Raw genomic sequence first — 16,179 nt, forward strand, 5'->3', positions numbered from 1 at the left:
TCGGGGGCTCGGAGCGCCGATCGGCCGCAACGCACGCAAGGCCGGCGCAAGCGGCCGCAAGCCGCCTGCGCCGACCTCGCCGGGCCCTGGCCCGTGCTGTCGCCGGACCCGCTAGGGGTTGACGTTGATCTTGAACGTGGACGTGGTGTTACGGATGTCCACCGCGTTGCCGCTCAGCTGGAGGCCGTTGAAGGTCACCTCCCCCACGGCGGGCCCCTGCCCCGACTCGGGCATCTCGTTCGCCCAGAGCCCGAAGCCCGACTTCGCGTCGTACGCGTCCCCGCTCTTGCGCGCGCCCGTGATCGAGATGTCCGTGAACACGGTGTCCTTGATGGGGAACTGCGGCTGCCCGCCGACGTAGTTCGTCTGGAACATCACGCCGCTGTACGTCGGGTCGACGATGTCGACGTGGTTGACCCTGATCCCCTGGAAGACCTTCGAGGCCGAGAAGACCCAGATCCCCGGGAAGGTCTGCGCGCCCCAGAAGTGCCCGCCGGCCCGGACGATCGAGATGTTCTCGAAGGTCGTGGGATCGGTGCCGAAGCCGTTCATCGGGTAGCCGAAGTCCAGCGAGGAGATCGTGATCCCGGAGTAGACGAGCGTGTCGGCGATGTGGACGTTGCGGAAGGTGTTGTTGAAGCCGCCGTAGACGGCGACGCCCGCCGCCCGCCAGGTCAGCGTCGACGTCAGGTTCTCGTAGACGTTGTTCTTCATGTCCGCGCCGCCCGCGTCGATCGCGGAGAAGAGCGCGAAGCTGTCGTCACCGGTGGCCCTCGCGTCGTTGTTGGACACGAGGTTGTCCGTCGACCCGTTGGTCATGTTGATGCCGTCGGCGAACATGTTCCGGATCCGGGAGTTGCGAATCGTGATCCGGTCGGTGTTGGCGCCCCAGTACAGGCACACCATGTGCTCGTTCCAGATGTCGTCGATGACGATGTCCGTGACGTTCGCGAAGTCGAAGACCTTGCCGGGGCCGTCGATCCGCGAGGTGTAGTTGCCGAAGTAGGCGAAGCCCTTGAAGAGCGAACCCTTCGCCGCCGCCTCGGCCCGGAAGCCCACGTCGGTGTTGTCCTGCGTGGAGGGCGCGTGGAACTTCGTGTACCAGGGGCCGGCGCCGACGACCTTCACGGCCTTGCCGTACACCTGGAACTTGCTCGACGTCTGGTAGTCGCCCGGCGGCAGGTAGACCCCGACGAGGGTGCCCGTCGTGTCCATCCGTACCCGGTCGAGCGCGTTCTGGACGTCCTGGTGGCCGAAGCCGGCCGGCACCGTGTACGTGGCCGGGTCCGGGTTGCCGACCGGCGCGACCTGCTCCAGGTTCACGAAGTCGATCGCGTACGACTGGCTGTTGGCGGCGTCCTTCTGCAGCCGGATCCTGCTGCCCGCCCGCACGGTCTCGCCGAGCATGATGGGGGACTCGTCGTAGATGTGGCGCGGGGCGCCCGCGCCCGGGGAGTTGCCCGGAGCGGCCTCGGCTCCGTACAGCCAGGCGTACTTCGAGGTCACCGGGAGCGCCTTCTTGAACACCCCGTCGACGTACACGTTGATCGTGGAGTCGATGCCGCCGCCGCCCGGGGCGTCGGGCAGCGAGACGCGGGCGACCAGGGTGTTCGTGTCGGCGCGGGTGGTGAACTCGACGTACTCGCCCGTCGCGTCCAGGTTCACGGCCTTGCGGCCCGAGGCCTCGCCCGCGATGTCGCCGACGGTCCGGTTCGGGCCGACGACCTGCGCGCCTCCCCCGGCGGTGCCGTCCTCCGCCTCGTACATGTCGTACGGCATGTCGGCGCCGCGGCCGACGAACAGCGGCTGGGTGGAGGTGTTGTTGGCGCGCTTGACCGGCAGCTCGTTGGCGTCGTCGGCGAGGACGACCTTCACGGTGTACGAGCCGTTGACGGCCGTCCAGGGGCCGAGGCTCACCTGGGCCGTGGCCCCGGCGGCGACGGCTCCGTCGTGCGCCCCGGTCAGCGTCCTGACCGTGGCGCCGGTGGAGTCGAGCAGGGTGAGCGTGACGCCGTGGCTGCCGGGCGCGCTCGCGACGGTGCCCTGGTTCTTCACGGCCACCTTGAAGGTGACGGCGTCACCGGCCGCGGGGCTGGACGGCGCGGTCGTCACGGAGGCCGCGACCAGGTCCGAGCTGGAGACCGGCCTGACCACGAGGGCGGTGGAGCTGGTGAAGGTGTTGTTGGACTCGTTCTGCTCGATGACCGCGTTCGCCTCGTCGACGAGCGCGCTCAGCTGGTACGAACCGGCGTCCCGCGCGCCGATGGAGGCGCTGACCGTGGTCTGGGCGCCGGCGGCCAGGGCACCGACCTGGGCGGTGGCGACCTTGGTGCCGCCGAGGCGCAGCGCTACGGCGCTCGCCGGCGCGGCGGCCGGACCGCTGTTGCGGACGGTGGCGCTCACCGTGATCGGGTCCGACTCGACCGGCGAGGCGGGCGAGGCGGTGAGAGCGGTGACCTCCAGGTCCGGGTTGGGCGCCGGTACGCCGATGATCTGGAACTCGGCGAGCTGGCCCGCCGGGGCGCCGGAGTTGGCGGTGAACTTCAGCTGGACGTCCGCGACCCGCGCGGAGAGCGGGATCGTGACGGTGTTGCCGCTGGCCGGGTTGAACGTATGGCTCTTCGCCGCGACGAGGCTGCTGTGACCGGACGCGCTCTGCTCGCGGCCGAGGACCTCGACGGTCTGGCTCCGGGTGGCCCAGGCCGCGTCCGGGTTGAGCTTGAGGACGAGGTGGTCGAGGTCGGCGTTGGAGCCCAGCTTCACGGTCAGGGTCTGGGGGTAGCTGCCGCCCGCGCCCTCCCAGTACGTCGCCACGTTGTTGTCGTTGGCGTTCACGGCGGCGTAGGTGTGCACGGTGGAGGAGGCGGCGATCTCCTTGCCGACCGCGAGGTTGGAGCCCGTACCGCCGGTGCCGTCGCGGGTCACGGCGTTGCTGTTCGCCGACTGGTTGCCGGCCGCGTCCTTGGCGCGGACGTGGTACGTGACGGTGGCGGAGGCCGGCTGGGTGTCGGTGTACGTGGTGACGTTGCCGGCCACGCTGCCCCGGAGGGTGTTGTTGGCGTAGACGTCGTAGCCGGTGATGCCCACGTTGTCCGAGGAGGCGTTCCAGGTCAGCTTGATCTGGCCGGCGCCGGGTTCGGTGAGCGCGAGGTTCGCGGGCGCGGTCGGCGCCTGGGTGTCCCCTGTCTCGGCTGTACGGGTCACGGTGTTGCTGTCGGCCGACTGGTTGCCCGCCACGTCCTTGGCGCGGACGAGGTAGGTCACCGTCTGGTTCGCCGGCCGGGTGTCGGTGAAGGTGGTCACGCCCCCGGCGACGCTGGTGAGCAGGGATCCGTTGGCGTAGACGTCGTAGCCCGTCACGCCGACGTTGTCGGTGGCGGCGTTCCAGGTCAGCCTGATCTGGTCGGAGGCCGGCTGGGTGAGGGCGAGGTTCGCGGGCGCGGACGGGGCCTGGGTGTCGCCCGTCTGCGGGCCGTAGACCTCCAGCTCGGAGAGCTGTCCGGCGGGCTGGACGCTGTTCGCGGTGACGAGGACGCGGAGGTGGCGGGTGGTGGTCGCGTCGAAGGTGATGGTCGCGGAGTGCCCGCCCGCGGCGGCGAAGGTGTACGCCTGGGCGGCGGTCAGGTCGGTGAAGGCGGTGCCGTCGGTGCTGCCCTGGATCTTCAGGGTCTGGCTGCGTGTCTCCCAGCCGGAGGGCAGCCTCAGGACGACCCGGTCGACGCGGACGGCGGCGCCCAGGTCGGCCTGGATCCACTGCGGGAGGGCGTTGTTGGCGCTCTCCCAGTAGGTGGCCTGGTTGCCGTCGTTGGCGTTGCCCGCCGCGTACACCTGGGTGTGGCTGCTCGCGGTCAGAGGGCGTCCGCTCGCGAGGTCGAGGGAGGAGGCGTCGGCGGAGTGCACCTCGAGCTCGGAGAGCTGGGCGGCCTGCCAGCCGGTGTTGGCGGTGATGTTGATCCGGACGAACCGCGTCTGGGTGGCGGGAAAGGTCACCGTGACGGTGTTGGCCGTGCCCGGGCTGAAGGTGTAGGAGGCGGAGTTCTTGACGGTGGCGAAGCTGGTGCCGTCGGCGCTGCCCTGGACGGAGAGCGTCTGGTTACGGCTCTCCCAGCCGGCGGGCAGTTTCAGGACCACTTCGTCGACGCGGGTCGTGGTGCCGAGGTCGGCCTGGACCCACTGGGGCAGGCTGCTGCCGGCGCTCTGCCAGTACGAGCCCTGGTTGCCGTCGGTGATGTTCGCGGCGCCGTACTCGGCGACGGCGCTGCTGGCCGCCGCCGCGTCGCCCAGGGCGATGTTGGGGCCGCCCGCGGCCTGCGCGGAGATCAGCGGACCGCCCAGTGCCAGGAGGCTGGTCGCGACCACGGCGCTCAGGAACCGTGGTCTCCAGTCGGAGATGCTCATCTGTCCTCTCAGTCCTCGTTCTCGGCCTCGCGCCCGACCGGCGGCGAGGCTCGGTGGCGGCGGCCCCCGTGAAGGGGCCGCCGCACGGGTGGAGTGGGGCGTGAGGGTCAGTTCCTGTGGACGACGAACTGCGAGCCGGGCTCGACGAGGACGTCGCCCTCGGCCGAGTTGGTGATGGTCACGCCGGTCAGCGTCGCGCTGCCGCGCGCCCCGCTCATCGCGAGGATCCCGGAGCCGTTGTTCGACTTGTCGATCCGGACGTTGGTGATCTTCACGTCCGGCATCTCGCCGCCACCCGTCTTGAACTGGATGCCGTCGTACGTCGAGTCGAGGATGTCGGTGTCCCGGATGGTGACGCCGGGGATGGGCTGGCCCTGCGCGAAGAGCGTGATCGCGCCGAACTCCTGGTCCTCGTTCCAGAACGCGCCACCGGTGCGGTGCAGGGCGTTGTTGGCGATCACGGTCTGCCCGGTGAAGGGCAGCGGGTCGTGGTCGGTCGCCAACATGATGCCCGGGTAGTTCATGGTGTCCGAGATGATGTTGTTCTCGATGGTGTTCCCGAAGCCGCCGTAGACCGCGATGCCGTTGGCGCGCCACGGCAGCTGGATGGTGTTGTTGCGGAAGTGGTTGTTGGATCCGATGTCCACCGAGGTGTCCTTGACGTACTTGCTGGCCCAGACGGCCAGCGCGTCGTCGCCGTTGTTGCGGAAGGACGAGTCGAAGACGGTGGAGTTGCGGGTGCCGTTGGCGAAGTTGATGCCGTCGGCGTAGGTGTTGCGGATCCGCATGCCGGTGAACTCCAGCCCGTCGCCGGGGCCCCAGAGCTCGGGGATGTTGGAGTAGTCGCGGCCGGCCCAGACGCCGACGTTGGCGTGCTCGATCCAGACGTTGCTGATCTTCGTGCCCTTGCCGAACCGGCCGTTGAGGCCGACGCCGCCTTCGGCGTTGCCGTCACCGCCGCGGATCTGGCCCGATCCGAAGATGGCGATGTCGGAGATCTGCGTGTTGTGGTCGATGTCGAAGCCGAAGTTGCCCTCGTGCGGGTGGTTGATGCCGCCCGCCTGGTGCGGCGGGGTCAGCGTGTACAGCTGGGAGTGCCACATGCCCGCGCCGCGGATCGTGACGTCCCGGATGCCGACCTGGTTGAACTGGCCGCGGTTGAGCGGGTCGTCGGTCAGGATCTTCTGCTCCTGGCGCCACTGGCCCGCGGGGATCCAGACGCAGGGGATCTGGCCGTTCTGGTCGGCGGTCACGGCGCGCTGGAGGGCGTCGGTGTCGTCGATGCCGTCGTTGGGGACGGCGCCGTACTCGGTGATGGAGGCGCAGTTGGCCGGCTTGGCGGCCGGCGGGGCCACCTGCTCCAGGTCGATCAGGTCGATGATGTAGAAGGCCGCCGAGTCGCCCGCGTCGCGCTGGAGGCGGAACTTCGTGCCCACCGGGTAGGTCTGGGTGAGCAGCGCGTGGGACTCGTCGAAGAGCCGCCGCGCGTCACCGCCCGGACGGTTGGTGAGGCCCTCGGGGTCGTCGGTGGTGCCGTAGAGCCAGCTGTGCTTGGACGAGAGGGTCAGCTTGCGGACGAAGACGCCGTCCGCGTAGAGGCTGATGGTGGCCTCGGCCCCGCCGCCGGCGGCGGAGTCGGGGACCGAGTTGCGGACCACGATCGTGTTGGAGGGGTTCGTCGAGGTGAACTCGACGTACTGGCCCTGGGAGTTGAGGCGCACCGACTGGCGGCCCGAGGACTCGGTGGCGAAGTTGGTGTGCCCGAAGGTCCGCTTCTGGTCGGCGGTGAGCAGGGTGCCCTCGAAGCGGGCGTCCTCCGCCTCGTACTCGGTGTACGGCACGGCCGCGCCGCGTCCTACGACGAGGGAGCGGGTGAAGACGTTGTTGTTCTCGTCGGTCTCGGCGAGGGTCCCGGTGGCGTCGGCGGTGGCGGTGAGCGTGGCCCCGCCGCTGGTGGCGGTCCAGGTGCCGGAGACCGCGACGTTGACCGTCTGACCTGCGGCGATCGCGCCCGTGGCGCCGTTCAGGGTGGTGGTTCCGGCGGTCAGCCGGGTGACGGTTCCGGCGGGGGCGCCGGTGGTGCCGCGGTTGTTGACCGCGACGGTGAAGGTGACGGCGGAGCCGACGGCGGGGCTGGCCGGGTTGGTGGTGATCCCCGTGACCCGCAGGTCGGGACCGGGGCTCTGGCCGACGACGAGTTTCGCCGCCGCCGTCCGGCTGTTGTTGCTGTTGTCCTGCTCCGCGACGGTATCGGTCGGGTCGACCACGGCGGAGACGGTGTACGAGCCCATGGGGCGCTTGCCCACGGTGACGGGCACGGTCGCCGAGGCGCCGGCGGCGAGCGCGGGGACCGGGGCGGAACCGGCCACGGCGCCCTCCAGGCTGACCTGGACCGTGGTGGCGGGTGCGGCGGCCGTACCGGCGTTGCGTACGGTGGCGGCGACCGTCACGGAGTCCGTCTCGGAGGGGGAGGACGGGGTCCAGGTCAGGTCGTTGACGGTGAGGTCGGGGTTGGGCGCGGCCGTGCCGACGACCTGGAACTCGGCGACCTGGCCGCCGGGGGCGCCGGTGTTGGAGAAGAAGGTCAGGCGCAGGTCGGCGTGGCGGCCGGTGACCGGGATCGTGACGGTGTTCTGGCCGGAGGAGGGGCTGAAGGCGTAGTCGGCCCTGGCCTTGAGCGAGGTGAAGGCGGAGGCCTCCTGCGCACGTCCGAGGACCTCGATCGACTGGGTCCTGGGGCCCCACGCCTGGTCGGGGTTGAGCTTGACGACCACGGCCGACACGTCGGCGTCGGCGCCGAGCTTGACGGTCAGGCTGGAGGGGAAGCCGGCGGACTCCCAGTAGGTGGTGGCGCTGTCGTCGTTGGCGTTGGCGGCGACGTACGTCTGCGTGGTCGAGGTCGCCTCGATCGGCTTGTTGCGTGCCAGGTTGGTGCCCGGGGGCGGGTCGACAGGGCCCTGGCCGCCGTCGCCGTAGACCTCCAGCTCGGAGAGCTGGGCGGCGTTCCAGCCGGAGTTCGAGGTCACCTGGATGCGGAGGTACCGGGTGGTGACGGAGGTGAGGCCGAGGGTCACGGTGTTCGCCTGGGAGGGGTCGAACACGCGGGCCTGGGAGGCCGCGAGGGTGGTGAACGTGCTGCCGTCGGTGCTGCCGAGCAGGGCGAGGGTCTGGGAGCGGGCCTCCCAGGTGGTGGGGAGCTTCAGGGCGACGCTGTCGACCCGGGTTCCGGCGCCGAGGTCGACCTGCACCCACTGGGGGAACGACCCGATCGGGCCCTCCCAGTAGGACTGTTGGCTTCCGTCGGTGACGTTGCCTGCCGGGTACGCGCCGTGGGCGCCGCCGGCCGTGGCCGTTCTGCCGAGCGCCAGGTTGGGTCCGGCGGCTGCCGCGTGTGCGGTGACCGGTAGGAGTCCGACGGCGACCAGGGCGGCTATCAGCATGCCGACCGTCAACCGCCAGCTCAGGATTCTGCCTCTCATATGGGCCTCTCCGCCTGCTGGGCCCCGGCGCCGCGTCGAAGTGCCTCTCGCCAGGAACCCAGCGGAACTCTGACAATGAATGACGGCTACCTACAGATTTATTGAGCTGTTTCGTTAATCTTTTGCACCCGTCGGGGTGTCAGATTTCTATCAGGTCACCGCTTTGTCAACAGCCGTGACACGACCTCCCCGTGGGGCCCCGCATCGGCGCAGGTCAACGACAAACGGCTCCGGCACCAAGGAGGCGGGGTGCCTCCCCGGCGCCGGAGCCGAGGAACGATGAGGAGAGGGTGGGGAGGAGCGGACTCCTCCGGATCAGCCGAGCGGCGGCGGCGCCGTCGACCCGCGCACGACGAGCTCGGGCTCGAAGAGCAGCTCACCGGGGTCCGTCTGGGTGCCCTGGATCTGGGCGCTGAGCAGCTCGACCGCCGCGCGCCCCATCGCCTCGATGGGCTGGCGGACGGTGGAGAGCGGCGGTTCCGTGCAGTTCATGAAGGCGGAGTCGTCGAAACCGACGACCGAGACCTGCGCGGGGACCGAGAGCCCGCGCCTGCGCGCGGCCCTTATGGCTCCGAGGGCGAGCGGGTCGCTCGCACAGACGATGCCGGTGACGCCCCGCTCCAGGAGGCGGGTGGCGGCGGCCTGCCCGCCTTCGAGGGAGAAGATCGACCGGACGACGTGCTCGTCGGGCAGCTTCGCGCCCGCCGCCTCGGCCACCGCGCGGGCCGCTTCGAGCTTGCGCCGTGACGGGACGTGGTCGCTGGGGCCGAGGACGAGTCCGATCCGCTCGTGCCCGAGCGAGGCGAGGTGGCGCCACGCCTGCTCGACGGCGACGGCGTCGTCGCAGGAGACGCAGGGGAAGTTGAGCCCCTGGATGGAGGCGTTGATGAGGACCACCGGGATGTTGCGCTCCGCCAGCTGGTGGTAGTGGTCGTGCGGCGCGTCCGCCTGCGCGAACAGTCCGCCGGCGAAGACCACGCCGGACACCTGCTGCTGGAGCAGGAGCTCCACGTAGTCGGCCTCGGAGACGCCGCCCTTGGTCTGCGTACAGAGCACGGGAGTCAGCCCCTGCTGCGCGAGCGCGCCGCCGATCACCTCCGCGAACGCGGGGAAGATGGGGTTCTGCAGCTCCGGCAGGACCAGGCCGACGAGGCGCGCCCGCTCGCCGCGCAGCTGCGTGGGCCGCTCGTACCCGAGCACGTCGAGCGCGGTGAGGACGGACTGCCGCGTCGCCTCGGAGACACCGGGCTTGCCGTTGAGCACACGGCTGACCGTCGCCTCGCTGACTCCCACCTTCTTGGCCACTTGAGCAAGTCGTCGCGTCATGAACGCAAGACTATCGCAAATTCCGCAAGAATGTTGCGCGCCTCCGTCGGGGGATCGCCCCGTTCGGACTCGCCACGAACGCCACACCGCGACCAGGGCCCGCCCCCGTCCCGACCTGCCGCGGGCATTGCCTTCGCCACTCACCATTGCAACGCGACATTGCGTTCACTTCACTCGTCATTGCATCAATTTCCCTCCCCCTGCCAGGGATAACGCCGTTCAAGCAATTGACGACGCACTGAACGCAACGTAGCTTTCGATCAACGTCAAACACGTCATGTCGCGAGATGAGGAATGGCCATGAGCGAATCCGTCCACACCGTCGAGGCGCTGCCGACAGAGCGTCCGAGCGGCTGCCCTTTCGACCCGCCGGCAGAGCTGATCGACGCCCGCGCGCACGGCCCGATCAGCCGCTACACCCACCCCGGTGGCAAACCCGGCTGGCTGATCACCGGATACGACCTGGTCAGGTCGGTCCTGGCCGATCAGCGGTTCAGCTCGCGCAAGGACCTCATGAACGTGGTCGACTTCGACCTCCCTCCGGCGCCGCCCGGCGAGTTCCTCCTCATGGACGAACCGGACCACGGGCGCTACCGCAAGCCGCTGGTGGGCAAGTTCACCGCACGGCGGATGCGCCTGCTCACCGAACGCGTCGAGCAGATCACCGCGGAGTGCCTGGACGCCATGGAGAAGAAGGGGCCGTCGGCGGACCTGGTGGCCGCGTTCGCCAAGCCCATCCCCACGATCGTCATCTGTGAGCTGCTGGGGGTTCCGTACGAGGACCGGGACTCCTTCCAGGAGCAGATCGACACGTTCATGAACGGGGAGACGAGCGACGAGGACCTGATCGCGGCCTACACCGCGACCCAGGAGTACCTCGCCCAACTGGTGGCCGCCAAGCGCGCCAACCCCACCGACGACGTACTCAGCGAACTCACCGACAGCGACCTGACCGACGAGGAACTCAAGGGCATCAGCCTGATCCTGCTCGCGGCCGGGTTCGACACCACCGCCAACATGCTGGCCCTCGGCACCTTCGCCCTGCTGCAGAACCCCGAGCAACTGGACGCCCTGCGCGCCGATCCCACCCTCACCGACCAGGCCGTGGAGGAGCTGCTGCGGTATCTGAGCGTCGCCAAGTCGTTCATGAGAACGGCGCTGGTGGACGTCGAGGTGGGCGGCCAGACCATCGAGGCCGGCACGACGGTCGTCCTGTCGTACCACACCGCCAACCACGACCCCGAGCATTTCACCGACCCCCAGACGCTCGACATCCGACGGGAGAACGGCGGCCACCTGGCCTTCGGCCACGGCATCCACCTGTGCCTGGGCCAGCAGCTGGCCCGCGTCGAGATGCGGGTCGCGTTCGCCGCCCTGCTCAAGCGCTTCCCCACACTGCGCCTGGCCGTACCGGCCGAGGAGGTCGCCCTGCGCCCGGAGACGGCGGACATCTACGGGGTGAAGAGCCTCCCGGTCACCTGGGACGTCTGACCCCACGAACCGGTGGTGGGTGAGACAGCACAGCCCCCTCACGCACCACCCCTCACCCCCGCGACCGCTCGTAAGGCATCGATAGCCTGCGCGGATGAAGCAGACGCAGCGGATACAGCGGATGAAGCGGGCCGCCGGCACGGTCATCGGCTCGGCGGTGGGCGACGCCCTGGGCGCGCCCTTCGAGTTCGGTCCCCCGGGAGCGTTCTCCGCGCGTTTTCCCGCGCCCGGTGCCGGCGGCGAGATGTGCGGAGGCGGTGGCTGGGACCCGGGTGAGGCCACCGACGACACGCAGATGGCGGTCCTGGTCGCGGAGTCCTTGCTGGAGCGGGGCGGGCTCGACCTGCCGGACATCTTCGCCCGCTTCCAGCGCTGGGCAGCGGCCGAACCCAAGGACATCGGCCTGCAGACCGAGGACGTCCTGAGCAACGGCGCGCCCTGGGACCTCGCCGCCGCGATCCACTTCCAGGTCAACCAACGGGCCGCCGGCAACGGCTCCTTGATGCGGGCGTCGACCTCCGCCGTCCACTTCGCGCCCGCCGGCCGGGAAGCGACCATGGACGCGGCCCGCCGCATCGCGGCCCTCACCCATGGGGACCGCGCCGCCTGGGAAGGCACCGCGATCTTCCACGAACTCGTCCACGTCACGCTCGAAGGCGCCGACCCCCTCGCCGTGCTCCCGGACATCCTGACCCTCGTCCACCCCGATCACCGCGAGTGCTACGCGACCGTCCTCGCCCCCGACTGGCACCCCGATCGGGCGACCGAGTTCAACGGCGCCGTCTGGCCCTGCCTGGGCTCCGCCGTCTGGGCCCTGCGTACGACCACGAACTTCGAGACCGCGCTGCGCGCCGCGGTCGACCTCGGCGGGGACACGGACACCGTCGCCGCCGTGACCGGAGCCCTCGCGGGGGCGCACTACGGCCTCGACACGATCCCCACCCGCTGGACCCGACCGCTCCACGTCCCCCTCCCCGGCTTCGACGGACGGGTGCTACACCTCGCGGACCTGCTCGACCTGGCACACCGCCTCGAGGGCTGAACCGGTTCTCCTTCGTCGCGCGTGTCACTCCGGATCGTTCCGGATGCCCTCCCCCACCCGGCTCCCCTTACTTTGTCGACGGCGCACGCCAGACCGACCAGTAGGGAGCCGGGGAGCAGTGATGCCGACGACCGCCGCCACCGACCGTCCGAGCCTCGCCGTGCTCGGGCGGGTGGAGTGTGAGGTGCTTGCCGCGGTTGGGTGTGGGCTGCGGGACGACGAGGTTGCCGCCGCGCTCGCCATCCCGGAGAGCGCCGTGGCCGAGCACCTCGCGCGGATCCTCGTGCGGCTCGGTCTGCGGGACCGGGCCGCCGCCATCGTCCACGCCTTCGACTGCGGCCTGACCGTCCCCGGGCGTGGCCCCCGTACGCGGTCGGCGAGCCCGGTGGTGGAGATCTCCGTGCTCGGGCCACTGCGGGCGTGGCGGGACGGGCGGCCCCTCGGCCTGGGACATCTCCGCCAGCAGGCCGTCCTCGCCGCGCTCGCGCTGTGCGCCGGGCGGCCCCTCAGTCGGCGGGAACTCCTCGACGACGTATGGGGAATGGAGCCGCCCGCCACCAACGTCGTTCCCGTGTACGTCTACCGCCTGCGCAAGGCCCTGCGTACGGAGGACGCCGATCGCGCGGTCATCGAGCACTCCCGGCACGGCTACCGGCTGGTCTCCGGCGCGGTCGACGTGGACCTGACCCGTATGGAGCTGCTGGTCTCCGAGATCAGGGCGGCCGCTCGGGCCGGCGAACCGGCCGAGGCGGTCCGGCTGTGCGCGCAGGCGCTGGCTCTGTTCCGCGGTGAGCCCCTGGCCGGTCTGCCCGGGCCGCTCGCCGAGCTGGAGCGGTTGCGGCTCACCGAACGCAGGATCGCCCTCGTCCGCCAGAAGGTCGAGTGGCAGCTGAGGCTCGGTCAGGAGGCGGAAGCGATCGCCGAGTTGTTCGCCCTGTCCGCGGCGCACCCCCTGCACGAGCCGCTGGCCGTGACCCTGATGCGGGCGCTCTGCATCGACGGCCGACAGGCCGATGCCTTGACCGTGTTCGACCGCGCCCGTCGCCGCCTCGCCGACGACCTGGGGGTTCCTCCGAGCCGGATGCTGCGGCGGGCGCGGCAGATGATCCTGCGCGGTGACGGAGCCGGCCTCGGCCGATGAGGCCCTCTCCCACCGAACCTCACCTCACGACAGAGAGGCACACCATGGCAAGAACCGGCTTATCCCGCATGCTCACCAGACTCGCCGTCATCACCGGCCTCTGGGCCTTGGTCATCGGCATGACCGCACCTGCCGGCGTCGCCCGGCCCGGCCCGGGCGACGACCGGTACGGCGTCTCCCGGTACTTCCTCGGCCCGGAGGGGGTGGCCGAGGGGATGGCCATTCCCACCGTCCCGTGTGATCCGGCCGGCCCCTCGGCCACCGACGGCATCATGGCCGACCAGCTCAACCCGCAGCTCGACGCGAAGATGGCCGGCTACCTCGACGCGTACAAGATGTCCTGCGCCCGGATGGTCACGCAGGCGGTGAAGGACCGCGGGCTCAACCCGAAGGCCGCGACGATCGCCATCGCCACGATCATCGTGGAAGCCAGCATGAACAACTACTCCCAGGCCGTCGACCACACCAGCCTCGGTCTCTTCCAGCAGCAGGACTGGTGGGGCACCCGGGAGCAGCGCCTGAACCCGACCTACGCCACCAACTCCTTCCTCAACGCGATGGAGCAGAAGTTCGAGGGCGGCTCGTGGAACAACCACGAGGTCGGTCACGTCGCCTGGAACGTCCAGCAGCCGCGGGAAGACCTGCGCCACCTGTACGGAATCGAGGCCGGCGACGCGGCACTCATCGCCAACGCCCTGTGGTCCGGTACGGGTGGTGGCCCCAAGCACCCGTACGGCTCGGGTCGGGTGGTGTCCGGGCGGTCCGCCGACGGGCGCCTGGAGGCCTTCGCCGCCGGTGCCGACGGCGTGTACCACGCCTGGCAGACCGAGGTGAACGGCAATTGGTCGCCGTGGCGGTTCGCGGGCGGGCCGCGCAACGCGCAGCTGGCGGTGGCGTCCAACGCGGACGGCAGGCTGGAGTTGTTCGCGCTGTCGGACACCACGTTCGACCACATGTGGCAGACCGGGCCCAGCGCGGGTTGGTCCAGCTGGGCGAAGTTCGGTGACGGAGGGTACCGAGTGGCGACGGGCACCAACGCCGACGGACGTATCGAGGTGTTCGCCTCCAACCCCGCGGGTGTGTTCCACCGCTGGCAGACCGCACCCAGCGGCGGTTGGGCCCCGTGGGACGGCACCGGCGGTGGCCCGGCCAACGCGCGCCTGGCCATGGAGAACGCGCCTGACGGGCGACTGGAGGTGTTCGCGCTGTCGGACGCGACCTTCGAGCACCTGTACCAGACCGGCGTCAACGGCGGTTGGTCCGCCTGGGAGGGCTTCGGCACCGGCGGGCACGCGGTCGCCGCGAGCTACAACCAGGACGGCAGGCTGGAGGTGTTCGCCTCCAACGCCGAGGGGGTGTTCCACCGCTGGCAGACCAGCCCCACCTCGTGGTCGGGCTGGACGGACACCCATGGGACGGCCAACGCCGAGCTGGCCACGTCGCGGTCGGTCGACGGCCGGGTCGAGGTGTTCGCGATCAACGGCACCACCGCGAGCCACTCCTGGCAGACCGCTCCCAACGCGGCGTTCTCGCAGTGGGAGACCTTCGGTGGCGGTGGCACGGCGATCGGTACGGGCAACAACTCCGACGGCCGCATCGAAGTGTTCGGAACCAGCCACGCCGGCGTCTACCACCGGTGGCAGGACGGGTTCTCCACCTGGTCGGAATGGCGCTGGCTGAACGACGCCGGACCTGCGATCAACTAGCGGACCCGCACGCTTTCCCACCACCCGGGCCCGCCCGCGCATCCGACGACGATGCGCGGGCGGGCCCGGGTTCGTGGCACGGCCGAGGCCAAGAAGGCGGCCAAGAAGGCGGCCAAGCCGGCGCCCCGCTGCCGGCTCAGGCTCCCGACGGCCGTCGCCGAACTGGACGAGGCCACACGGCGGTTCGAGGAGGAGACGGAGACAATCCGCGAGGAGACCGCGCAGAAGGTGGCCGACGCCGCGTTCGTACGGGCCGAGTTGGAGCGCTATCGCGAGCGGGTCACCCAGCTGGAGGAGCGTCTGGACACGGTACGCGACGAGGCGGACGCGGCCCGCCGAGAGCGCAGCGAGCTCGCCGTCCAGGCCGAGCAGCACCGCTGCAAGGTGTGACGAAGGCCCGGGCCCGTACATGCCGAAGGCCCGGGCCCGTATGTGACGGAGGCCCGGCCCGTACCTGACGACTGCGTGCGCTCGTCGTCACGTACGGGCCGGACCCGGGCGGGGTCAGGAGGCGAAGGTCCTCTCAAGACGGGGAATCAGGTCGCGGAGGTCCTGCTCCCAACATCCGCCGTTGTGACCGCCGTTGCACCGGGTGCCCCAGGCGGAACCGTCGCCGTAGTTGACGTAGTAGTAGGGCATGCCCAGGGCGTCCATGCGGGCCTTGACGTTCTGCGCCGCACCTTGGACCCAGAACTCCGGTTCGAGGGGCGAGCCGCCTCCGTTACCCACGTAGATGGAGACCCCGACTCCGCCCTTGTGGAGCTTGTCCATGTGCTGTGACGGGTCGACCTCGTTCCACCGCCGGTCGGCGTTGAACACCGGGTACGGCGAGCCGAACGCGGCATCACTGTCCACGCCGGGCTTGTAGGGCGAGTCGTCGGGGTCGCAGACTCCGGACGCCGAGCCGCAGATCACGCCCTGCGCGTCGATGAGGGAGGCGACGACGGCCAGCCGCAGGTCCATGGACCGGGCGGACAGATCGATGTCCCCCGACAGGGAAGCGGTCTGGCTGAACAGGTCGGGGCGGACCTGGGCGTAGTGGAAGGCGCCGAACCCACCCATGGAGACGCCGGCGACGGCCCTTGCCTTCTTGGTGGCGATGGTCCGCAGGTTCGCGTCGATGAACGGGATCACCTGCTTGAGGTGGAAGTTCTCCCAGTTCTGGGCACCGGCCTGGGTCTTCTGGTTGAGCCAGTTGGCGTACCAGCCCCGGGCTCCACCGTCAGGGATGACGGTGATCATGGAGTCCGACATGGACAGCGCCGGGTAGTTCTGCTGGACCGGATCGTCGGGCGAACCGTGCAGGAAGTACATCACCGGGTAGCGCCTGCCCGGATCGTCGTAGTAGCCGCTCGGCAGAATGATCTTGATGTGCTGCTCGCCCGCGACCTCCGGTGTGGTCACCGTGAGGTAGAAGTCGGTGGCGCCTCCTGTCGCCGTACCGACCTGGGTCAGGCCGAACCCGTCCGTCATCGGTGGCGGTACGGTGGAGCCGTCGGCGGCCTCCACGGAACCCGTCGGTGCGACCACGGCCGCGGCGGCGAGCATCCACGCCACCGCGAGTCGCCGCCAGTTCGCTCTCCTTGTCACAGCGTT

Annotated in this window: 9 protein-coding genes; 5 read left to right on the forward strand and 4 right to left on the reverse strand. The window is 70.2% G+C overall.

Features of this window, described 5'->3' with window-relative positions:
* Positions 1-111 precede the first annotated feature (111 nt).
* The 3 genes from ACGFYP_RS06000 to ACGFYP_RS06010 all read right to left on the reverse strand — a co-directional run bounded on the left by ACGFYP_RS06000 (position 112) and on the right by ACGFYP_RS06010 (position 9,203).
* Positions 112-4,398 carry a discoidin domain-containing protein gene (locus tag ACGFYP_RS06000; protein WP_393486867.1) on the reverse strand — a complete coding sequence of 1,429 codons (4,287 nt, stop codon included), beginning with the start codon at positions 4,396-4,398 and terminating at the stop codon, positions 112-114.
* 107 nt (positions 4,399-4,505) lie between these two features.
* Entirely contained in the window at positions 4,506-7,877 is a 3,372-nt protein-coding gene (locus tag ACGFYP_RS06005; RefSeq protein WP_393486869.1) for a CARDB domain-containing protein, read from the reverse strand.
* A gap of 315 nt (positions 7,878-8,192) precedes the next feature.
* On the reverse strand, positions 8,193-9,203 hold the full coding sequence (locus ACGFYP_RS06010) for a LacI family DNA-binding transcriptional regulator (RefSeq protein WP_361963291.1): 1,011 nt from the start codon (positions 9,201-9,203) through the stop codon (positions 8,193-8,195).
* Between the two features lie 300 nt (positions 9,204-9,503).
* Between ACGFYP_RS06010 and ACGFYP_RS06015 the strand changes: the two genes are divergently transcribed.
* The 5 genes from ACGFYP_RS06015 to ACGFYP_RS06035 all read left to right on the forward strand — a co-directional run bounded on the left by ACGFYP_RS06015 (position 9,504) and on the right by ACGFYP_RS06035 (position 14,973).
* Positions 9,504-10,694, forward strand: coding sequence for a cytochrome P450 (locus ACGFYP_RS06015; protein ID WP_393486871.1), 1,191 nt, complete (start codon positions 9,504-9,506; stop codon positions 10,692-10,694).
* A 121-nt stretch (positions 10,695-10,815) separates the two neighbouring features.
* On the forward strand, positions 10,816-11,736 hold the full coding sequence (locus ACGFYP_RS06020) for an ADP-ribosylglycohydrolase family protein (RefSeq protein ID WP_393487504.1): 921 nt from the start codon (positions 10,816-10,818) through the stop codon (positions 11,734-11,736).
* A gap of 121 nt (positions 11,737-11,857) precedes the next feature.
* Entirely contained in the window at positions 11,858-12,877 is a 1,020-nt protein-coding gene (locus tag ACGFYP_RS06025) for a BTAD domain-containing putative transcriptional regulator (RefSeq protein ID WP_393486873.1), read from the forward strand.
* A 44-nt stretch (positions 12,878-12,921) separates the two neighbouring features.
* Entirely contained in the window at positions 12,922-14,583 is a 1,662-nt protein-coding gene (locus ACGFYP_RS06030) for a peptidase M23 (protein ID WP_393486876.1), read from the forward strand.
* Positions 14,584-14,634: 51 nt separating this feature from the next.
* Positions 14,635-14,973 (forward strand): hypothetical protein, encoded by a 339-nt coding sequence (locus tag ACGFYP_RS06035; protein WP_393486878.1) that lies wholly within the window; start codon positions 14,635-14,637, stop codon positions 14,971-14,973.
* A gap of 114 nt (positions 14,974-15,087) precedes the next feature.
* Here ACGFYP_RS06035 and ACGFYP_RS06040 read toward each other — a convergent pair whose 3' ends face one another.
* Positions 15,088-16,131, reverse strand: coding sequence for an alpha/beta hydrolase (locus ACGFYP_RS06040; protein ID WP_393487506.1), 1,044 nt, complete (start codon positions 16,129-16,131; stop codon positions 15,088-15,090).
* Positions 16,132-16,179: the final 48 nt, after the last annotated feature.

The organism is Streptomyces sp. NPDC048370, from assembly GCF_043200825.1.
In the GTDB taxonomy this organism is placed as follows: Bacteria; Actinomycetota; Actinomycetes; order Streptomycetales; family Streptomycetaceae; genus Streptomyces.